Source organism: Chryseobacterium sp. WLY505 (assembly GCF_030846215.1).
Lineage (GTDB): Bacteria > Bacteroidota > Bacteroidia > Flavobacteriales > Weeksellaceae > Chryseobacterium.
Genome location: NZ_JAVCWI010000001.1, coordinates 210,991 through 234,185, shown reverse-complemented (window position 1 = coordinate 234,185; position 23,195 = coordinate 210,991). Strand labels below are relative to the sequence as shown.

Annotated in this window: 10 protein-coding genes; 9 read left to right on the top strand and 1 reads right to left on the bottom strand. The window is 35.9% G+C overall.

What is annotated here, in order from left to right:
• Positions 1 to 46: 46 nt before the first annotated feature.
• The 7 genes from RAH34_RS01040 to RAH34_RS01010 all read left to right on the top strand — a co-directional run bounded on the left by RAH34_RS01040 (position 47) and on the right by RAH34_RS01010 (position 18,044).
• Entirely contained in the window at positions 47 to 808 is a 762-nt protein-coding gene (locus RAH34_RS01040; protein ID WP_114819051.1) for a LytTR family DNA-binding domain-containing protein, read from the top strand.
• A 652-nt stretch (positions 809 to 1,460) separates the two neighbouring features.
• A complete protein-coding gene (locus tag RAH34_RS01035) occupies positions 1,461 to 2,375 on the top strand; it encodes a sugar phosphate nucleotidyltransferase (protein WP_306594866.1) in 915 nt (304 codons plus the stop codon).
• Between the two features lie 181 nt (positions 2,376 to 2,556).
• Positions 2,557 to 4,491 (top strand): glucosamine-6-phosphate deaminase, encoded by a 1,935-nt coding sequence (gene nagB / locus RAH34_RS01030; protein ID WP_306595409.1) that lies wholly within the window; start codon positions 2,557 to 2,559, stop codon positions 4,489 to 4,491.
• 754 nt (positions 4,492 to 5,245) lie between these two features.
• Positions 5,246 to 8,116, top strand: a complete 2,871-nt coding sequence (locus tag RAH34_RS01025; RefSeq protein WP_306594864.1) for a TonB-dependent receptor — start codon at positions 5,246 to 5,248, stop codon at positions 8,114 to 8,116.
• Positions 8,117 to 8,135: 19 nt separating this feature from the next.
• Positions 8,136 to 9,788, top strand: a complete 1,653-nt coding sequence (locus RAH34_RS01020) for a RagB/SusD family nutrient uptake outer membrane protein (RefSeq protein WP_306594863.1) — start codon at positions 8,136 to 8,138, stop codon at positions 9,786 to 9,788.
• 57 nt (positions 9,789 to 9,845) lie between these two features.
• Positions 9,846 to 13,913 carry a LamG-like jellyroll fold domain-containing protein gene (locus RAH34_RS01015; RefSeq protein ID WP_306594862.1) on the top strand — a complete coding sequence of 1,356 codons (4,068 nt, stop codon included), beginning with the start codon at positions 9,846 to 9,848 and terminating at the stop codon, positions 13,911 to 13,913.
• Between the two features lie 318 nt (positions 13,914 to 14,231).
• The gene (locus RAH34_RS01010) at positions 14,232 to 18,044 is read left to right on the top strand and encodes a TIM-barrel domain-containing protein (RefSeq protein ID WP_306594861.1); all 3,813 of its coding nucleotides are present in this window, start codon (positions 14,232 to 14,234) and stop codon (positions 18,042 to 18,044) included.
• A 63-nt stretch (positions 18,045 to 18,107) separates the two neighbouring features.
• On the opposite strand, the gene RAH34_RS01005 is transcribed toward RAH34_RS01010, so the two are convergent.
• Positions 18,108 to 19,106, bottom strand: a complete 999-nt coding sequence (locus RAH34_RS01005; protein WP_306594860.1) for a GntR family transcriptional regulator — start codon at positions 19,104 to 19,106, stop codon at positions 18,108 to 18,110.
• A 245-nt stretch (positions 19,107 to 19,351) separates the two neighbouring features.
• Between RAH34_RS01005 and RAH34_RS01000 the strand changes: the two genes are divergently transcribed.
• Positions 19,352 to 21,079, top strand: coding sequence for a sodium/solute symporter (locus RAH34_RS01000; protein WP_306594859.1), 1,728 nt, complete (start codon positions 19,352 to 19,354; stop codon positions 21,077 to 21,079).
• Positions 21,080 to 21,298: 219 nt separating this feature from the next.
• A complete protein-coding gene (locus tag RAH34_RS00995; protein WP_306594858.1) occupies positions 21,299 to 23,182 on the top strand; it encodes a beta-galactosidase in 1,884 nt (627 codons plus the stop codon).
• Positions 23,183 to 23,195 lie beyond the last annotated feature (13 nt).

The following is a 23,195-nucleotide window of genomic DNA, read 5'->3' as shown; positions in this document are numbered from 1 at the left end:
CTTGAACTTAATCGTTCTAGCGGTTTTTTTGTACTTTTGCATCGTTATGAAAATTGCCATTATAGAAGATGAACTGCTGGCTGTGAATTATCTGAAAAATCTTTTGGATACACAGAGCATAGTCCCTGTTACAGAGACTGTTATTCTTCGTTCCAAAAAACAGGCAATCGATTTCTTTGAAAAAGATTCGGCAGATCTTATTTTTATGGATATTCATCTTGGGGATGGAATGAGTCTGGAAATTTTTGAACAGATAGAGCTTTTTACCCCTATCATTTTCATTACTGCATTTGATGAATATGCCATGAGGGTTTTCAGACATTTTACCATTGATTATCTTCTGAAGCCTTTTGAAGAAGAGGATCTGCATAAAGCTTTGCGAAAATTTATCTCTATAAGAAATAATTTTGATCCTGAACCGGTTCTTAAATCTATTTCCTCACTCCGGCAGGCAGGTGATGAGGTCATGAAACGTTTTATGGTAAGAGAAGGGAATAAACTCAAATCAATAGACGAACATAACACCGCTTATTTTTTTGCCTCCGGAAAATACCTTTTTCTCACTACAAAGGATCACCAGACCTATATTTATGATGATACCATTAAAGATATTATTCAGAAGCTGAATCCTGAAATTTTCTTTAAAATAAACCGCAAGTTTATCATTAATAAAGAAGCCGTTTCAGAAATTATCAAGCATTCAAGTCAGAAAGTAGAACTGAGGCTCTCGCCGGAACCGGAAGTAAATACCGAAGTTTTTATCAGTAAAATGCAGATTACTGAATGTTTAAGCTGGCTGAATAAGTAATTTTGTGTTTCAGTTGCAGATAAATCTATCATTAAGTAAAGATGTTCTTCTGTAGTCAAAAAGTTTTCAAAACATTTTTTTCATTCTTTGATCTTTTTGTGATCAGCTGTTTTTAAATGTGAAAATTATTAATTAAAACCAGAAGGAGTAGATCTTCTACACTGGTACTACATGCTGTTTTATTGGATTTAATGTTTTGATATTCAATGTTTTGTATTTTGCTTATGAATTGGGTGTAATACACAAATTAATGAATTAATAAGGGTTTTATAGTAAAATTTTTATTCACGGTTTTTACTTCTTTTTTTAAATTTAACCCATTTCGAACAGTACGTAAGATTACATTAAATCTCTTATTTTTTTTAAAGCTTTGTGCTTTTTCTTGTAATGAAAATATAAACAAATTCATTATGATCATCACAACTAATTATATTTACGATTGTAAGTTGCTGTAAGCCAGTTATGTATTGTTGTGGTGTATCTCTGTAGTATCTGTTCTTTTTGTTTTTTATTGAAAATAATTAAGTTTTGTAGAAGGTTTCATTTGTATGAATATGTATTTTTTTTTACAAAATAGAAAGCGTGCATAAGAAAACCTGCAATATGGATTATAATTTACCAAATACTTAATCAAAATAATTTTATTAAAGGAATGAACACCAATCACCATCCTACACTCATCGTCTTAGCGGCCGGAATGGGCAGCAGATATGGAGGTCTTAAACAGATAGATACATTTACCCCGCAAGGAGATACCATTATAGATTTTTCTTTATATGATGCTTTGCAGGCTGGCTTTAAGAAATTTGTTTTCATTATCCGTAAAAGTTTTGAACATGAATTTAAGTCATTAATAGAAAGTAAAATAAAAGGAAAAGCTGAACTAGAATATGTATACCAGGAGATCGACAGTGTTCCTCAGGAATATCTGAATCCGGAACGTACCAAACCGTGGGGAACAGGGCATGCCTTACTGCTTACAAAAAATGTGGTTCAAGAAAATTTTGCCATTATTAATGCTGATGACTTTTATGGGAGAGATGCCTTTATGGTGATGTACAATTTTCTAAAAAATACAGATATCAACTCTTATCATTTTAGCATGATAGGCTATTCACTGAAGAACACGGTTTCAGACCACGGCTATGTTTCCCGGGGAGTATGTGAAGTAGATGGTAATGGAAACTTATTGAACGTCACAGAAAGAACATATATAGAGAAATATAATAATATGTTAAGGTATAAAGATGAAAATGAACACTTTATAACAATTGATAAGGATGTAACCGTCTCAATGAATTTTTGGGGATTCACCCCCAGGTGTTTTGAATTTGGAAGCGATTCTTTTAAGCATTTTTTAGAAAAAAACAGAGAAAGCTTAAAGGCGGAATATTATTTACCTACTTTGGTTGCCGACAGTATAGCATCCGGAAAAGTTAACGTAAAACTTTTGAAATCTGATGACAGGTGGTTTGGAGTTACCTACCCTGAAGATAAAGAAATTGTACAAAAGAATATTTCAGAACTAAGAATGAAGAAACTTTATCCGGAGAATTTATGGGAATAATCTGACATTAGGAAACCCCTTTATTCATTAGGCCAGGCAATAGTAGAAACAATAGAATATGATGAGAGATGGAATAGTGAAAGGTAAGAATAGTATTCTTTTCAATGAAAAAATAATTAATTAAAAATGTAGAAATACAAATTCTATACATAAATTTAATTTTAGCACTTCCCAAAACCAAATTAATATGTTAAAAAGCACAATAGATTCCTCTACAGGATTCGAAAAAAGATTTGAAAAAATAGAAACAGTAATCTTCACAGATTCACTTTCAGCTTCAAAATCTGTAGCAAAAGAAATTTCTGATCTTATACGCGTCAAACAGTCTCAAAAACAACCTTGTATTTTAGGGTTGGCCACAGGTTCCTCACCCAAGAGTTTATACGCAGAACTGGTAAGAATGCACAGAGAAGAAGGTCTGAGCTTCAAAAACGTAATTACTTTCAACCTTGATGAATATTATCCCATGGAACCGGATTCCGTACATAGTTATGTTCGCTTTATGAAAGAATTATTGTTTGATAAAGTAGATATTCTTCCCGAAAACTATCACATTCCTGACGGAACATTATCCAAAGAAAAAATAGCAGACTACTGTACAGAATATGAACTTAAAATAGAAGCTTTAGGCGGGATAGATTTGCAGGTTCTGGGTATTGGGGGTAATGGTCATATCGGATTTAATGAATCAGGTTCTCTACAAAATTCCAAAACACGTCTCGTAGCTTTAGACCATATCACAAGAGTGGCAGCGAGCAATGAGTTTTTGGGACTTTCAAATACTCCGAGAACAGCCATTACACTGGGAGTGAAAAAAATAATGGAAGCGAAAAGAGTAATACTCCTGGCGTGGGGGGAAGCTAAATCAAATATTATAAAAGAGTCTGTAGAAGGCCCTGTAACCAATCTGGTGCCGGCTTCCTATCTGCAGGAACACAAAAATGCTACTTTTGTATTAGATCAGGCAGCAGCTCAAAAACTAACCCGAATTAATACACCATGGCTGGTAGAAAAAATAGAATGGACTGATACATTGATCCGAAAAGCCGTTTTGGGACTCGCCCAAAAAATAAAAAAACCTGTATTAATGCTTACCGATTCGGATTATATAGAAAACGGAATGAGCGATCTGCTGGCAGATAAAGGACCAGCTTATAATATCAATATTCAGATTTTCAATAAATTACAACACACCATAACCGGTTGGCCGGGAGGTAAGCCAGGAGCAGATGACAGCAATAGGCCAGAAAGAAAAGCCCCGGCCAGGAAAAGAGTTCTAATATTCAGTCCGCATCCTGATGATGATATTATCAGTATGGGGGGAACTTTCATAAGGCTGCACCAGCAGGGACATGAGGTTCACGTTGCTTATCAAACCTCCGGAAATATAGCCGTAGCAGACTCTGAAGCATTGCGGTTTGCCAATTTTGTGTGTGATTACAACGAAATGTTTGGCATAGAAAATAATGCAGCACAAAAAATTTTTAACAAGGCAGCCAAATTTTTGCAAAATAAGAAAAATAGTGATGTAGATATTCCTGAAGTAAGACATATCAAGGGCTTAATAAGAAAGGGAGAAGCAAAATCCACCTGCTATTACGTGGGAATACCAGACAGCCAGATTCATTTTCTGGAAATGCCCTTCTATGAGACAGGCAGAATAGAAAAAAAGCCATTAAGTACAGAAGATATAGAAATTGTAACAGATATCATAGACAGAGTAAAACCACATCAAATATATGCTGCTGGTGATTTAGCAGATCCTCATGGAACACACAAAGTATGTTTAGATGCTGTTTTTGAATCTGTTAAAAATTTAAAATCGAAGGAATACATGAAAGATTGCTGGTTATGGCTATACAGAGGAGCCTGGAAAGAATGGTCTATAGAAGAAATAGAAATGGCAGTTCCACTGAGCCCGGACCAGATTTTGGAGAAACGCTATGGAATTTTCAAGCATCAGTCTCAAAAAGATGGAGTCGTGTTCCAGGGAACAGACATGAGAGAATTCTGGCAAAGAGCAGAAGAAAGAAACAGAGAAACAGCAGAGACTTATCACAAAATGGGTCTTGCTACTTATGCAGCCATGGAAGCTTTTGTAAGGTGGAAATTCTAAAAAAATAAAATTCCGGATTAAGCAATAAGCAGGGTAAAAATCCAATGTTCTTGTAGATGCAGCAGACAATGCTAAAGAAATCTACTTCCTAAAGGTATAGGAGGAGTTATGCCCATGTATCTGGAATATAGTGCAGAAATTTCCGTCTGTTGGCCAAGTTGTTGGGTAATTGTAACCGAAATTCTTTGTATTCTATTCCATGCTGTGGCAGGATGTAATTCTTCATCAATACAAATCTATCAATCTGATTAAGGTACACCTTGCTGTAGATTTTGTTGAAGTAGTTAATGATGGTTTTGGCAACCTTCTTCAGCTGATGCACAGTTCTTCTTCTTTCAAAATTAAGTCCAAAACGTGCTTAATGAAGATATTTATTAATCTTTAAAAAAACTCAATATTTAATTGTAATAGATGAAAAACAAAATTCAAACGCTCTTCCCATGCAGAAATCAACAAAATAAATAAATCTTTTCTCTTTAAAAAGAAAACCAGAAAATGTAAAGTCTGCCAACCACAATCAATCAGTTGTGGACTCAAAGGCATATTGGAATAATTTTCAAACTGGTGGTAAAAGGACAAAAACTGGTGGTTACCAGTATGGATGTGTACGGTAAAAATATACATTTGAGTAACAAATAGTTAACTTTTAAGTAATAGCCGGTTCCCACTCAGGCAAGGAAACTAATAAGAAAGATGAGTACGAATGCAACTACTCTTAGATAAAATGATATTCCAATAAAAACTTTAGAAAAATATGAAGAAAAAAAAGATTATTTTGAGTGCAGTCCTGATGTCATCAATAACACTTGTTCATGCCCAGGAAACGAAACGCAAGCCTTCGGACACCGTGAAGAAAGTGAAAAATGTGGAAGAAGTTGTTTTAGTAGGGTACGGAAAACAGAAAAAAGGAACTGTTTCCGGATCTATAGTTTCTGTGGATAAAAAAATACTGCAGGATCGCCCTACAACAAGCTTAACAGCCAGTATACAAGGAGCCTTGCCCGGGGTTACAATTAAGTCTAAATTAGGAGATGTAGGTTCTGTACCTGATTTAAATGTAAGAGGAAGAAGTGTAGCCGGTAATTCACCACTTTATATTATCGATGGTATTCTCTCCAGTGCTGCAGATTTTTCCAGGATAAGTCCGGCTGACGTGGAAAATATAAGCATATTAAAAGATGCTGCAGCAGCGATCTATGGTACAAGAGCTGGCTATGGGGTCATTCTTGTCGAGACCAAAAAAGGCGGCGGAGGTAAGATGAGTATAAGTTACACTATGTATAATGCCTATCAGACCCCTACTTATTTGCCAGAATATGTAGATGCTGTTGGATACATGAAATTAAAAAATGAAGCCTATTTCAATGCTGATCATAATGTTGGTCTTTTTTCCCAGTACAAGCAAGAGCAAATAGATCTTACAGCTGCAGGTACAGATCCGGACAGATATCCTAACACAGACTGGTATAAATCAACTTATAGAAAAATGGCCAATGTTCTTAATAATGAGGTGAATGTATCAGGTGGAGATAAAGTTCGTTATTTTGCAAGTTTAGGGTATTTGAAACAGGAGTCTCTATCCCCTACGAAGGGAATGGATCGTTATTCTTTCAGAACAAATACCTCCGCCAGATTAAGTGATAAACTTACAGTAAATTCTAATATATCGTTCATCAAACAAATGATCACTGACCAGGGTGGTGGTATTAATACGATAGAATTGGCCAGAATGTCTCCTACCATGGCACTTAAACAATCCAATGGATGGTGGGGATCCGTTAATGCGGGCAAAGTAGATAATACATTTGCCAATACCAATCCTGTGAGAAATAATACTGAAGGTGGAGATTTCAGGTCAAATGATCAAAAATTTATGGGGGCGTTATCCGCCAGCTACGCTCCTGCAAAAGGCTTCAATATAGATGCTCAGATCAGTTATTCAAACTGGAATTACCGCACAGGTTCTTTCGTAAATACATTAAATCCTGTATATAATTTTTTAACTAAAGCTCCTATTAGTGCAACAGCGAGAGCTATTAACAATTATTCTGAGTCCTGGAATTCCGATGAATTACTTAATACCCAGGTTCTGGTGAGTTATGAAAAAAATATCTCATCACATTATTTTAAAATTTTGGGAGGAACTTCTTATGAAGACTATACCGCAAGATCGATATATGGCAAAAAATCCAATATACCCAAAGATGGATTGCATTCTTTAAGTGCTCTTAGTACGCTGGATGGAACCTTGGATGAATTGAATTCTAATACACAGCAATATGCTTTCCAGTCTGCTTTCGCCCGCATCAATTATAATTATCAGGAAAAATATTTTTTAGAAGGTATTATAAGAGCAGATGCATCTTCGCGTTTTGCTAAAGAAAACAGGTGGGGCTATTTTCCAGCACTTATGGCTTCCTGGAGGTTGGATAAAGAAAATTTTATTAAAAACCTGAATTTTATCAATACCCTGAAATTGAGAGGGTCTTATGGAGCCGCTGGCTCTATCAATACTATTGGTTATTATGACAGCCAGACCTATATGGATAATGATTCTTCAGTTCTGGGGAATGCTATAGTAGGAGCAGTGGTACCTGGCAAACTGGGCTTTTTAGACATAGGCTGGGAAAAAATTGTTACCAAAAATATAGGCCTGGACGGATCTTTATTCAATAATACCTTCACTTTCTCAGTAGATTTTTATAACCGTCTTACAAAAGGGGCTTTAATGAGCAATCAGTTAGAATACGAGACAGGTGTGGCCACAAACCAGGCGCCGCCAATTAATGCAGGCAATGTAGAAAATAAAGGGGTAGAAGTTAGTGTGGGATATAATAAGAATTTTGAAAATGGTGGCTTTTACATCAATGCCAATTTTGCTAAAAACCAGAATAATATTCTTTCACTTATCAATAACAAACCTTTGTACAATGATTATTGGATCACACAGGTAGGAGGTTCAATGGGTGATTTCTACGGGTATAAAACTGCGGGTCTCTTAACCCAGGAGGATATTAATAATAATTATCCCAGATTATACAGTGCCTCTCAGCCTGGCGATATAAAGTATGTAGATATTAATGGAGACGGCGTCGTTAATGAGAACGATAGAACAGTAATTGGAAATGATGTTCCCAGTTTTACCTATGGTCTGAGCATAGGTGGCAGATATAAAAATTTTGATCTCAGCGTGGTGGGGCAAGGGGTAGCCAATGTTCAGGTATATCTTGATAAAGAATCCTCTCAGGCATTTTTCAACGGTGCAGGGGTAAAACAATATGTTTTAGATAACAGATGGACTCCTGAAAACCCCAATCCTGATGCTTTGTACCATAGGATACTGCCTTCTGGAGGAGGAACTCAGAATATAGGGGTTACTTCAGATTTCTGGCTTTTTGATGCCAGCTACTTCAGGATCAAGTCTGTCACATTGGGATATTCCCTTCCTCAGGAAGTAATCAGCCGCATAGGGTTGAAAAAAATCAGAATATATGCGAATTTAGAAAATTACTTTACGCTGAGAGGTGACAAAAGAGTAAAAGACTTCGATCCTGAAATGCCCAGTGCCCGTTCCTCATACCCGAACTTAAAAACCATATCGTTTGGTATAAATGCAGCCTTTTAACTTAATATGAAATATCAAAATGAAAAGAATAAAATTTATATTACTGTCAGTGATCTTAACTATAATTATTGGTTCATGTAATTTAGACAGGTTTCCGGAAGATAAAATATCCGAAGATACATTCTGGAAAACTGAAAAAGACGCTACCATGGCACTGAATGGCATTTATAAATACTTGTCCGGTGCAGCTTACCTAAGTTTATACAATGATTGTTACACAGATAATTCATATGCCCAGTATCCCTGGGAGACAACGGCAGTAGATGCTTCTGCAGGAAATATACTTCCTTCTACAGATTTCGGATATGACTTTACTGCAATCAGAAGTGTAAATACCTTTTTAGAGCATATTGATCAAATTCCAATGGACAAAGATCTTGCTAAAAGATATATCGCAGAAGCAAGATTTATAAGAGCTTTTAATTATTTTGATTTATCTCAGCGCTTCGGAGCTCTTCCGTTAGTGCAGAAATCAGGCGAATTGGATGGCGCCTCTCTTACACCTGTCTCTGAAGCCGCAATTGATGATTTTGTAACCGGTGAATTAAATGCCATAGAAAACGATTTACCGGCTATCTATAATTCCGGTCAGGATAAAGGTAGAATAACAAAAGGAGCTGTATTGGCATTTAAGGCAAGAGTATATCTATATACAGGAAAATATAAAGAAGCTTATGAAGCAGCTCAACTGGTAATGAATTCCGGAACTTACGGACTTTTCAATACGTCTTCAATAGACACAAGTACAGACTATGACAGCTTCGTTACATTTACTTCTACCACAGATAGAGATAATTTTTATAAAGGTTTAAGTAATTATCAGGCATTATTCTGGGCTAAAAATGAAGGTAATATAGAATCAATTTTAGAAGCTCAGTATGTACCGGATTCAAAAGGAATACACAGCAACTACATGACGCTTCTTCTATTGCCCAATGAAGAGAGCGGATGGAGCTCTATCACTCCTACAATCGATATGGTGAATGCCTATTGGAAAAAAGATGGAACCGCATTTATCCCCCCTTCTGCTGCTGCAAGGGCTGCAAATTATAATGATGGAAACCCAAATAATGCCTACCTGGACGAGTTCAAAAACAGAGACACACGATTGTATGCAAGTATTATGCATCCTAATGGCCCATGGTCTTATCTGAAAGGTTTTGGAACAGGCAACCTGTTCACATGGGGGAAAGGAGGAAACAATACATCAAAAATTGGCTATAACTATAAAAAAATGGCAGATTACGGATCATTAGATGAAAACTTAAATGCAAGTAACAATTTTATGCTGATTCGGTTTGCAGAGGTACTGCTTACTTATGCTGAAGCAAAAAATGAATTGTACGGGCCAGATTCCTCCATTTACGATGCACTAGACAAAATAAGAAGCAGAGTAGGTATGACCGTAGTCAGCAGAACACAAACAAAGGAGACTTTGAGAGATATTATCAGAAATGAACGAAGAATAGAGTTAGCCAATGAAGGGCAAAGATTCTACGACATCAGAAGATGGAAAATTGCACCCAATGTGATGAAAACAGTGTATGATATCACCAATACAAAGGTCGCAACAAGAGTGTGGAATGACAAATTTTACAGATTCCCTTACCCTCAGACTGCTGTGGATTTAAATCCGAAATTAAAAGAAGCTCAGGCAGCAAAAGGATACTAAATATAGATTACAAGGATCAGCAGTATTCAACTGTCAATATTAATTAAATAAACACGCATGAAAAACAAATTATTTTTTCTGATATTATTGATATCAGCAATCTCCAGAGGCCAGGATTTTTCATCAAAGAATGCCGTACGGGAAGAAGATGATGATGAAGATATTGAGTATGAAATTAAACATAAGTCGATGTCCTGGTTCTCAGATATGAAAGATTATGCAGACTATTTTAAAATCAAAGCAAATTTTGACAAGTATTTTGGAAAACACAGGTGGGAAAAAAGTAAGCCGCGAAGCCTCGGTGAAGACTGGCTCAGAACCAAACTGTTTTATCTGGATGAAAACGGAAAAGTAGTTCCGGAACCTTTGCTAATAAGCCATTCAAAAACCAGCAACAGCCCGTTAATAACTACGCAGACCCAGGTGGGAAGCTGGTCTATGATTGGTCCTTTAAACAGTGCCAGTACATCTTACTCAGGTAAGGGAAACCATGGAGGGTATGTATATCTGAATAAAATTGATCCTACTGATCCTCAGAAGATATTTGTATCTTTTGTAACCGGTGGCTTATGGCGTACAACCGATGGGGGATCAGTCTGGAATCTGGTAGATAACGGTTTTCCGGATTCTAAATATAATGATGTAGATGTCTGCATTGCCAATCCGCAAATTGTGTATGCATTAAGCGACAGTCAGCTCATTAAATCTACCGATGGAGGACTTAACTGGCTTTCAACCGATATGACCGCTGCTAACTATCCCGGTAAAGCATATGATATTGCCGTGTCGCCTGTGAATCCGGATATTGTGGTTGTTCGTTGGGGAACATCGCTATATCGTACAACCGATGGCGGGAATTCCTGGAATGAGGTTTATACCGGGCTTCCTAATTATTCAATATGGGATTCATCCATACACAGCGAATGTTTGGAATGGGACCCCAATGACAGTAATTCTGTTTATTTTGCCAGTACTTCCAATACTAATGTTTTCAAAGTTTATAAGTCTGTGGATCAGGGATCAAGTTTTTCCCAGTTGAATTCAACCACATTGGATACTTCCGCCAATGGCCAGATCATCGGGTGGACGAAAGTTTTTTTACCTGTTAATAATACAACTTCATTCTACGTAGCGGCAGGTACAGGTTCAAGTGCTTATGGTCATAATGCAGTTCAATTATACAAATTCAATAAATTAACAGGAAATGTAGAGCTTACCAGAATCAATATGGTTTCCGGCATTGGAGATGTGTATAATCATGATCCGTTACTACACCATGGAGATATTCAGATGGACCGTAAAGATGAAAATAAAATAGCCTACGGAGGCTATGGAAATCAAAAAATACATATTTCTACCAACAATGGTGCTTCATTTTCACTAGCATCAGGAACTACGCATTCCGATATCAGGGCCATTGATTTTGTCAACGGAAAGTTAGTCGTAGGAAGTGATGGGGAAATGACAGATTCTAATGATTTGGGAAATACTTTAACAACAAAAACCAATAGTATCAGTAATCATGAATTGTGGGGATTTGGCAGTGCATTTAAAAGTAATCTGGTAGCGTCAGGAAATAACCATGGCCCTGCTATGATCAAAGAAAGTGGAAATGGGTTTACATGGTATAACGGTACAGGTGCAGATCAGGGGAACACAGATGTAAATCCTTTGGATGACCGTTATATTTACAGCCAGGGATATAGTAACTATCGTTATTTCAGAACCGGTGTTCATACTTTGGTAGAAGAACCTAATTTTTTAGATTTGGGAGGAGTCTATGATTATTTCAATTCTATAGAATTTCATCCTAATAAATATTACAGCATTATTACCCATCATGCAGGTCAATATCCGAATGGAAATCCTAATCTTGCAACTTGGAAAAACTCTCTTATCAAAACCGAAGATAACGGAAACAGTATTTCTATTATTAAGACTTTTACTAAACAGGTTTTCAGAGAAAAAATTTCTGCCAAGAATCCAAATATAATGATTGTTGTAGAGGGGATTACCAGTAATAAGCTTTGGAAAACCACAGATCAGGGAGCTACCTGGACAGATATAACACCCGATACAACCATCACATTAGGTCCCAAAAATATATCAGATATTGCTATTGGAGATAATAATCCTAATGAAATTTGGGTTACTTACAGTGGAGTTCAGCAAGACTGTAAGATTTTAAAATCCAGTGATGGCGGATCCACCTGGCTGAACCTTACTTCTTCTGTATTAACCTCATCTCCTCTTACTAAAATTATATTTCAAAGAGGTTCTAATGGCGGAGTATATGTAGGTAATAAAGCTGGCGTATTTTATAGAAATAACAATATGAACAATTGGACGATGCTGGGTAATGGTCTTCCTATGTGTGATGTAAGGTTTATGTTTATTAATTATAACGAAAATAAGTTAAAAATAGGAACTTCCCGAGGAGCCTTTGAACACACTTTGTATGAAATAAGCCCACCTAGTGCTCTGATTTCAGCTGATAAAAGCAAAATATATTGTCCGGTAACAGAAAATGTACAGTTTAAAGATTATTCAGTAGTCCGTAATGCCGGCGCAACATGGCAATGGAGCTTCCCTGGTGGAACTCCTTCAACGTCTTCATTGGAAAATCCGATAGTATCTTATAAAAATGCGCCGAATGGATTGTATTCTGTAACATTAACAGTAACAGATCAGTATGGTACCAGTACACAAACATTAAATAATTTTATTGAAGTCAATAATCAGTGTGGATCAAGCCAGCCCGATGGTATCCCTGGAAACAGTATAAAACTTACCGGTGACAGTAATAAAGATTACGTGGAAATCAATGATCTGAATATTAACAAAAACTCATTTACCTTCTCCTGCTGGATTAAACCGGATGGAGTACAGACGGATTATAGCGGTATTTTTATGTCTCAGGGTGATACGAGTGCGTTTGGAATGAATTTTAACGGTGGAAATAATACCATAGGTTTTCACCCGGGGTGGTCGTGGTCTTCAGGTTTGCAGGCTCCTCCAAATCAATGGACACATGTAGCATTGGTAAGCAATGGGATCAACGTAAAAATATATGTTAATGGAAAAGAAAGTGTGAACAGTACAGCATTGCCTTCAGAAATTGTTAATACTTTATTTTTAGGAAGTTATGGAAGAGGTTTTTCTAATAGGTTCACCAAATTGGAAATGGATGAAGTGGCTATATGGAACAGAGCTTTATCAATAGATGAGGTCAGACAATGGAGACATCTTACAAAAAGCACAGCAGGAAGCCCTATACTGAACGGTTTAGTATATTATCTTCAGTTTAATGAATCAGTGGGTAATATTACGATCAATAAAAATAACTCTAATACTGCAGCCTCATATAAGGGCAGCGGGTATACAAGATTATTATCTAATGTTCCTGTTTTTCATGGAGTAAGCGAGAAGATTAATATCAATTCTTCCGGGTTAAAAGATTTTACCAACGCAGGAATATCTATGGAATTTGCTCCGGGAACCTATCCTAATGGTGATGTTTGGGTGTCGAGAGGCAGTATAAATCCTGATCAGCTGCCTGATAGTAATACGAACTTTGGCTTTTATTCTATTGTTAATAATTATGGTGCTAACCAAACATTTGCTCCGCTTACCTCACTGTCTTTTTATAAGAATGCTGATTTTGCTAATTATCCTTCAGCATCTTCTTACCATCTTTTCAAAAGAGGAAGTAATGATTTCGGAAATAGCTGGGGAAGCAGTATTGACAATGCAGATACTGTTTCAGGAAGTGGGCTTAATACAAAAGTAACCTTTAATAACGGGCTTAACGTTAACTCTTTCAGTCAGTTTATACTAACCGTTAATTCACCTGTGTTATCAGCTCTTAATCCTGCAAAATCCAAGATTGCTCATCCCCAGATCGTTTCCAATCCCATATTACATGGTACTCCTATTTCTATACGTTTACCAGAAAAATGGATAAGTTCTCATCTGATCATTTATGATGCTTCAGGAAGAAAAATTGCTGAGAAATTCAATTTAAAAGCTGATGAAAATATATTGCTTAACCTTCCTCAGGGAACTTACACGGCATTATTTATTAAACAATCAGATAAGTATATCGAAAAATTCATTATTAAATAAATTTGAATTGATAAATTCCCACACTTTTGATGTGGGAATTTTATATGACCAGACGTCACAATTTACAGACAGAAACTGAATTTTATTTATCCACCAACCGATGAATTAAAATTAAGCAGTAAATTGAGCAGACCTATTGTATGAGCTATATTTCTGAAATAAACAGAGTCAGCTTATTAAATAAAGTAGTGAATAAATGATCTATATTTTTGAAAGTCCTGCGATCACAAAAGATGATACAGTTGTTTTATCTCTAATATTGATCTCACGTTCTTACAGTAGTATACAATATAAATTAATATATAAAAACCAAGGTACATGAATACCGTTTTAAATTCAAAAAATCAAAAAATTTTACTCCTGAGTTCTTTTCTTGTTTTCTTCACCGGAAGAACTCAGGCTCAAAAAATTGAAAATGTTTCCAGGAAGGGAGAAACCTCTGTAGAGGTTTTGTTTTCTGATAATAAAAAACTGATCATAGATTTTTACGGAGAAAATCTTTTTAGATTATTTTTAGATCCCAAAGGCGGAGAAATGAGAAACCCGGAAGCATCACCTCCCGCTCAGATTCTGGCAGATCAGCCCAGAAAAAAAGTAAAAGAAATTGCGGTCAGTAATTCATCACAGACTGTTTCTGTTTCTACGGCTAAAACTAAAATAGAAATTGAAAAAGCAACCTCTTTATTTAAAGTATTTGATCTGAATCTTCATAAAGAAGTATTTTCCTTTATGGCTCCCATAGAATTTAATTCTAAAGAAGTCGTGCTGACATTATCTCAGGGAAAAGATGAATATTTCTATGGGGGCGGCGTACAGAATGGGAGATTCTCTCATAAAGGAAACACTATTTTTATTGTAAATCAGAATAACTGGACTGATGGTGGTGTAGCATCTCCCAATCCTTATTATTGGTCTACAAACGGATATGGTTGTATGTGGCATACTTTCAAAAAAGGATACTATGATTTTGGTAAACAAAATAAAAATGAAGTGAAGCTTGCTCATGAGACCGATTATCTGGACGTTTTCTTTATGGTAGATGATACCCCCAAATCTTTGCTGAATGATTTTTACCAGCTAACAGGAAACCCTGTGCTCTTACCCAAATTTGGCTTTTATGAAGGACACCTTAATGCGTACAACAGAGATTACTGGAAGCAGGATGACAAAGGGATACCATTTGAAGACGGAAAAAAATATAAAGAGAGCCAAAAAGATAATGGCGGAGTTAAAGAATCATTAAACGGCGAAAAAAACAATTATCAGTTTTCTGCAAGAGCAGTGATAGACCGGTATAAAAATACGGATATGCCTTTAGGATGGATATTGCCAAATGATGGTTATGGTGCTGGCTACGGACAAACAGAAACGTTGGAAGGCAACATCGCCAATTTAAAATCATTTGGAGATTATGCCAGAAAAAATGGAGTAGAAATAGGATTGTGGACACAATCAGATTTACATCCTAAAGAGGGAGTCGCTGCTCTTTTGCAGAGAGATATTATAAAAGAAGTGCAGGATGCCGGGGTAAGAGTGTTAAAAACCGATGTAGCCTGGGTAGGTAATGGCTATTCATTCGGCTTGAATGGTATTTCAGATGTCGCTCAGATAATGCCACGATATGGTAACGGAAGCCGGCCTTTTATCATTTCGCTGGACGGATGGGCAGGTTCACAGCGATATGCAGGTATCTGGACAGGAGACCAAACAGGGGGAGAGTGGGAATACATCAGATTTCATATTCCTACGTACATAGGTTCAGGCTTGTCTGGCCAGCCTAATATTACTTCGGATATGGATGGTATTTTTGGCGGGCAAAACCCGGTTGTCAATACCAGAGATTTCCAATGGAAAACCTTTACTCCCATGCAGCTGAATATGGATGGCTGGGGAGCCAATGAAAAGTATCCGCATGCTTTAGGTGAGCCGGTTACTTCTATCAACAGAAACTATTTAAAATTAAAGTCGAGTTTACTTCCTTATACTTATAGTGTGGCTAAAGAAGCTGTAGACGGATTGCCAATCATCAGAGCAATGTTTTTGCAGCAGGCTAATGATTATACCCTCGGAAAATCTACTCAGTATCAGTATCTCTATGGTCCCTATTTTTTAGTAGCTCCCATATATCAAGCCACAAAAACGGATAAAGAAGGGAATGATATCAGAAATAATATTTACCTCCCTAAAGGAAACTGGATTGATTACTTCACAGGACAAACGTATGAAGGGGGAATTATCTTAAATCATTTCGATGCTCCCATTTGGAAGCTTCCTTTATTTGTGAAGCCAGGTGCTATTATTCCCATGGTAAATGCTAATAATAATGTTCATGAAATCAATAAAAAATTAAGGATTTATGAAGTGTATCCTTCAGAAAAATCCAGTTTTACAGAATATGATGACGATGGTATTACCGAAAATTATAAGAAAAATGAATCTGTATATACGCTTATAGAAAGTAATGTAGTGAAAAATACAGCTGTCATAAGTATTTCTCCTGCTCAAGGTAACTTTAAAGGTTTTGAAAAAGAAAAAATGACAGAATTCAGAGTTAACGTTACTCAAAAGCCATCCGGTGTAAAACTTTCTGTTGGAGGTAAAAATGTAAATCTGAAAGCAGTACATACATTAGATGAATTCAACAAAGGAGCAAACGTCTTTTTTTATAACAGCCAACCGGAATTCAATAATTTCTCTACAAAAGATTCCGGATTTTCAAAGGTTTCAATTATCCGAAATCCTCAACTTTGGGTAAAAACAGAAATTACCGATATCAGCAAAAACAAAGTAGAGCTTGTCATTAAAGACTACCAATTTATTAGTTCTAATCAATTGAAAAATAATTCCGGGGCATTGGCAGAAGCTTTAAAACCTGTCACTTCAGAAAATACAAACACCGCCAATTCCATATTGCCATCCTGGAATACAATACCTAATGCAGATTACTATGAAATACTGCATAATAATATGGTATACAGTAATATAAAAGATAATTCTTTCCTGTTTGAAGGATTAGCTCCTGAAACAAAATATGATTTCAAAGTAAGAGCTGTCAACAAAACCAATACTTCTGATTGGATTTCTTTTTCATCCCGAACCAATAAAAATCCTTACGAATTTGCAATTAAAGGAATAAAAGCCACCGCCACTATTCCAAGCCAGGAAGGAGAAGAGATAGAAAACCTTTTTGATCAGGAAGTGAGTACAGGCTGGCATTCCGATTATGAAAACAGCAAGGTTCCTTTTGAAATGATTTTGGATTTAGGCTCTGTTAATACAATAAGTAAATTAGAATATATTCCTAGAAGCAGCGGTTACAACGGAATATGGATGAAAGGTAAAATTGCGTATAGTGATAATAAAAAAGACTGGACAGAGCTTGGCTCTTTTGTCTGGGATAAAAATAACAAACCTAAATCTTTAGATTTTGCTGCACATCCTACCACAAGATTCATTAAAATTGAAGTCAGCAGTGCCTTCAGAAACTTTGCTACCGGAAATGAGTTGTATATATTTAAAGTGCCTGGTTCCACCAGTTTACTTCCCGGAGATATTAATAATGATCAGAAAATTGACAGGAATGACTTTATTTCATATATGAATTATACAGGGTTGAGAAAAGGTGACTCTGATTTTGAAGGATATATCAGTAAAGGAGATATTAATAAAAATGGTTTTATCGATGCATTGGACATCTCCAATGTCGCTATAAAAATAGATGGAGGAGTAAGCAATGAAGAAGTGAAACCACTGCAGGGCAGCATTTCAATTTCTGCTTCAAAACAACAATATGCTAAAAATGATATTGTTGAAGTAGTAGTAAAAGGGAATAACTTGCAATCTGTAAATGCATTGAGTTTTGCTATTCCATATGACCAGCAGGAACTGGAATATATAGGCATTACCCCATTACATATTGAACAAATGGAAAACCTGACCTATGACAGACTGCACACCAATAAAGAGAAGGTACTATATCCTACACTCGTCAATGTAGGACAAAAACATCCTTTAGAAGGCACAACGGATTTGTTCATCATTAAATTTAAAGCAAAACGAAGCGGATCATTTAATATAAAAGCAACGAAGGGATTACTGGTTGATAAAACATTGAATTCTATTGATTTTTAATGACGAAGTTTAAAGCTAAAAAAAGGCTCGGATTGTATAATCTGAGCCTTTGTTCAAAAATAATTACAGCGAGTTCCTTATGATTAAATTAGAAGCATTTTCAATTCTTCCTTCTTTGGTATTAAGAACCATTTCTGCTAAAATCTTTCCCATTTGCCAAAAATCCGTAGAAATCGTCGTAATGCCATTTTCTACAATACCTTTAAGGGGCGTTTCGTTGTAGGAAATAATTCCGAAATCCTTTCTGATCTTTAGCTTCTGCTTTTTAGATTGTTTAATGACGTTGACCAGATGCTTGTCATCCGGAATAATGAATACATCTCCATTCAGTATTTCTTCATCAATGAAATTACAGATAATCTTATGCTTCATTTTATACTGCTCACAAAAACTGGTAAATCCTTCTACCATACCTACAGGCTCTTTTTGTCCCGGGAAAATAAGAATTAATCTTTGATAGGCTTCAAGCATCGTTTTCGCCTTTAATAACCCACTGTACATGTCCTTTGCGAAATTCTGATGTACCGATGAATATTCCCTTAAAAATAAATTGGTTTGATCCAATAGGTATACATCCTTCTTGGGAAGCATCTTAATAATGGGAGCTGTATCATTCATATTCCCGGGCATAATGATATATTTTGTGTAGTTCCCGTTGTTTTCTTCTATTAATTTCTTGAAGACATCAATATTAAAATAGTGGAAAAATACATGTACATTCGCTCTTTGCTGTATCTCCTCCAAAAATGAATAATACAGGTTTTCCTTAAAAGCATTCAGTTCATCAAACAGTAAAAAGATGCGCTCTTCAAAGTTCCAATCAGTACTTTTTATATAATATCCTTTACCCAAAATAGCATTTACTATTCCTTTCTTTTTTAGCATTTCGTAGGCATACAGGACAGTGTCTCTGGAAACCCCGAATTCCATACACACTTTATTGATGGAAGGCAATTTGTCATTTTTTTTTAAAAGTTGTTGGGCAAGAGCTTGTTCAATGGAATTTATAATCTGTTGGTATTTAGGAATAACTGAATCGGGGATTATTTTAATAAGCTTCATACTATTGCCGGTTTTTTTAACTAGTAGTAAATATACAAAAACTGGTAGGATCAAGTATGGAAGTGTTTTCCAAATTTATACATTTGGCAGTGTATGGCTTTCTTTTGTATGGTTTCGGTTTAAAATTTTAAATTTTATTCTAAATGATATAACAGGATTGCTGAACTATTGAATACTTTATAGTGTATGAAATTGCTGAAAAAGTATAGAAATCTATGATAAACTTACTATAAAAATTTTTAAGCGTGGGAAAACTATCGATACTTGATTTTGCTACATTTCTGATTTATTTTTTTGTTGTAACAGCATATGGCCTATGGATATACAAACGAAAAAAATCCAAAACTACAGGAATTAAAGATTATTTTCTCGCAGAAGGCTCGCTTACATGGTGGGCAATCGGAGCGAGTTTGATTGCATCTAATATTTCCGCAGAACAATTTATTGGGATGAGCGGCGAAGGCTTTTTCACAGGAGTAGCGGTAGCCGCCTACGAATGGCTGGCTGCCATTGCACTTATAATTATTGCAGTATGGTTTATTCCTATTTATCTCAAAAATAAGATTTATACGATGCCTCAGTTTTTGGAAACACGGTATAATAAGGCTGTTTCTCTTATTATGGCTGTCTTCTGGCTGTTTTTATATGTAATTGTTAATCTTACTTCCATTCTTTATTTAGGAGCTGTAGCTATTGATTCATTGCTTGGTGGAGGGCATCTGCATATCATTATGATTGCACTTTTACTAATGGCTTTGATTATTGGATTAGGTGGAATGAAAGTCATTGGCTACACGGATGTTATCCAGGTGGCCGTTCTTATTATTGGCGGCTTTGCTACAGTTTATATGGCACTACAGGTTGTGGATCAAAGAATTAATGGTGTTGCTGCTGGAAATGCTTTAACGGGTTTAAATACCCTTTTGAAAGAAGCTCCGGGACATTTCAACCTCATTCTGAGTAAACCACAAATTACCACCACTTGTTTACCAATGCCAGAAAATTTAGAAGTTCGGAAGTATATAGCTTTGCCAGGTTTAGCAATGTATTTTGCTGGGCAATGGATTGTACAACTTAATTATTGGGGATGCAACCAATACATTACCCAAAGAGCATTAGGAGCAGACTTAAAAACAGCAAGAACGGGAATTTTATTTGCAGGATTTTTAAAACTTTTTATGCCTGTAATTGTTGTGCTTCCCGGGATAACGGCTTACGTACTCTATACAAAAGGTCATTTGTCCAATTTTAATGGGGAAAAAGACAGTGCTTATTCTGCCATCCTGGGGTTGCTGCCATCTGGTCTTAAAGGTCTTGCTGTGGCTGCTTTAACGGCTGCAATAGTAGCATCTCTTGCCGGAAAAGTAAACAGTATATCCACCATTTTTACTTTAGATATTTATAAAAAATATATAAAAACAAACACCTCAGAAATACAAATGGTAAGAACAGGACGTTGCGCCATTATAGTGGCGATGCTTATTGCTTTGGTATTTACCTGGACAGATATTTTGGGAATCGGTGGAGAAGGCGGTTTCACATTTATACAAAAATATACCGGTTTTATTAGTCCCGGTGTATTTGCTATGTTTATTTTGGGGATGTTTTGGAAAAGAACTACCGGAACTGCTGCGATAGCTGGAGTTATTCTCGGCTTTTTATTATCTGTATTCTTTAACAGTTTTGCAGTTGAGCTATTTGGAAAAGAAACATGGATGTATACAGCATTTACTTATGAAAAGTTGGAAAATGGTGTGGTAAAAACCATTACAGAAATTCCTTTCCTGATCAATATGGGTTGGTCCTTTTTCATTACTGTAGTGGTAATGGTACTTTTAAGTGTCTTTGGTCCAAAAGTAAATCCAAAAGCTTTTGTTACAGACAAAAAGATGTTCAATGTGGACAATAGAACATTATTCCTGATCGTCCTTATTGTTTTGCTTCTGACTGCTATTTATGCTCGTTTTTGGTAATTTTTAGCAGTTGGCAGGAAAGTGCAGGTTTAATAGAATTTACAATTTGCCGGTATTGGATGACAACCGGATCTGGAATAATTTCCATCATCTTTCAATATTTTTTTTAACTGGTGGTAAAGCTGCAAAAACCGGTGGTAACCACTACGTCAGCGTCCGGTAAATTTATAAATTTGTTTTAATACATAATCAACTTTAATAGCTAATACAATACATACAATGAAGTTTATTAAAAACATAATTTTAGCCTTTTGTTTAGTGGGAACCACTTTGATAAATGCCCAGCAAAAACCGGTTAAATATGAATCTTTCAAAATTGAAGACGGAGAATTTAAATTGAACGGAAAGGCAATTAAATTACATTCAGGTGAGATTCATTATGCCAGAATTCCTCAGGCTTATTGGAGACACCGGTTGAAAATGGTTAAAGCTATGGGCTTAAATGCGATAGCTACTTATGTTTTTTGGAATTATCATGAAATAGCGCCCGGAAAATGGGATTTTCAAACCGGGAATCGAAACTTAGCTGAATTTTTAAAAATAGCAAAGGAAGAAGGTTTAATGGTAATCCTTCGCCCTGGTCCTTATGTATGTGCAGAATGGGAATTCGGAGGCTATCCGTGGTTTTTGCAAAATGACAAGGATATGAAAATCAGAGAATACAATACTCCTTTTTTAAATTCAACAAAAGCATATTTCACAGAACTTTACAAGGTGGTCAAACCTTATCTGATTGTTAACGGAGGTCCTATTGTTATGGTGCAGGGAGAAAACGAGTTTGGGTCTTTTGTTAGTCAGCGGGAAGACATTAAGCTGGAAGATCATAAAAAATACAGTTCATCTGTATTTGATCAATTAAAAGAAGTTGGTTTTAAAGGAATGGAGTTTTTTACTTCAGATGGAGACTGGTTATTTGAAGGAGGCGCTTTGCCTGGAGCCTTACCAACTGCAAATGGAGATGAAGACCCTGAAAATATTAAGAAAGAGGTAAAAAAATACCATGATGGGAAAGGTCCTTTTATGGTAGCGGAGTATTATCCCGGCTGGTTAGACCATTGGGCAGAGCCTTTTCCCCGCAAAGCCGCGGAAAGAGTAAAAGGCCACATTGAAAAATTCATGAATAATGATATTTCTTTTAATATTTATATGGTACATGGAGGAACTAACTTCGGATTTACCTCTGGAGCCAATTACGATAAAGATCATGCTATACAACCAAGTATGACCAGTTATGATTATGATGCTCCTATTACTGAGGCAGGTTGGGAAACCGAAAAGTATATGAAATTAAGAGAATTGTTAAAAGATTCCTCTACACCTCCTGTTCCGTCTAGAATTCCGGTTATTAAGATTCCAGGTATTCAACTATCTCAGGCAATTGATTTAGAAGATTTAAAAAAGAATGTAAAACCAGTAATTAATGACAACCCTTTGACTTTTGAACAGTTAAATCAGGGACATGGCTATGTTTGGTACAGCAAAAATTTTAATCAGCCCATCAAAGGAACTTTAAAACTTGACGGATTAAGAGATTATGCGATTGTATATGTGAATGGGGAAAAAGTAGGAGAACTTAACCGCTACTATAAAAAATATGAATGTAATGTTAATATACCCTTCAATGGAAAACTAGACATTATCGTAGAAAACATGGGGAGAATTAATTACGGGTCTGAGATTAATAAAAATACAAAAGGAATTATTTCTCCAGTATTTATTAATGACCGAAAAATAACAGGAGATTGGGAAATGTACGGACTTCCTTTTGAAAAGGCTCCGGTAATTGATGCAAAACAAAAATCTGATATAAAAGAAAACAGACCAGTTATCTATAAAGGAAATTTTAATGTGTCGCAGGTGGGAGACACTTTTTTAGATATGAGGCCTTTCGGGAAAGGGATCGTATTTGTCAATGGAATTAATTTGGGAAGATATTGGTCAGTAGGACCACAGCAAACCCTTTATTTGCCGGGATGTTACCTGAAAAATGGGAATAATGAGATTGTTATTTTTGAACAGAAAAATAATAAAATTCAAAACGAACTAAACACATTAGCTGAACCTATTGTAGACAAATTAAATCCAGAAAACGGGTCAAACTGATATAAATAATAAG

Bases quoted from the DNA above. Each gene is read 5' to 3' on its own strand.
- RAH34_RS01040 (WP_114819051.1), top strand. From the start codon at position 47: ATGAAAATTGCCATTATAGAAGATGAACTGCTGGCTGTGAATTATCTG.
- RAH34_RS01035 (WP_306594866.1), top strand. From the start codon at position 1,461: ATGAACACCAATCACCATCCTACACTCATCGTCTTAGCGGCCGGAATG.
- RAH34_RS01025 (WP_306594864.1), top strand. From the start codon at position 5,246: ATGAAGAAAAAAAAGATTATTTTGAGTGCAGTCCTGATGTCATCAATA.
- RAH34_RS01020 (WP_306594863.1), top strand. From the start codon at position 8,136: ATGAAAAGAATAAAATTTATATTACTGTCAGTGATCTTAACTATAATT.
- RAH34_RS01015 (WP_306594862.1), top strand. From the start codon at position 9,846: ATGAAAAACAAATTATTTTTTCTGATATTATTGATATCAGCAATCTCC.
- RAH34_RS01010 (WP_306594861.1), top strand. From the start codon at position 14,232: ATGAATACCGTTTTAAATTCAAAAAATCAAAAAATTTTACTCCTGAGT.
- RAH34_RS01005 (WP_306594860.1), bottom strand. From the start codon at position 19,106: ATGAAGCTTATTAAAATAATCCCCGATTCAGTTATTCCTAAATACCAA.
- RAH34_RS00995 (WP_306594858.1), top strand. From the start codon at position 21,299: ATGAAGTTTATTAAAAACATAATTTTAGCCTTTTGTTTAGTGGGAACC.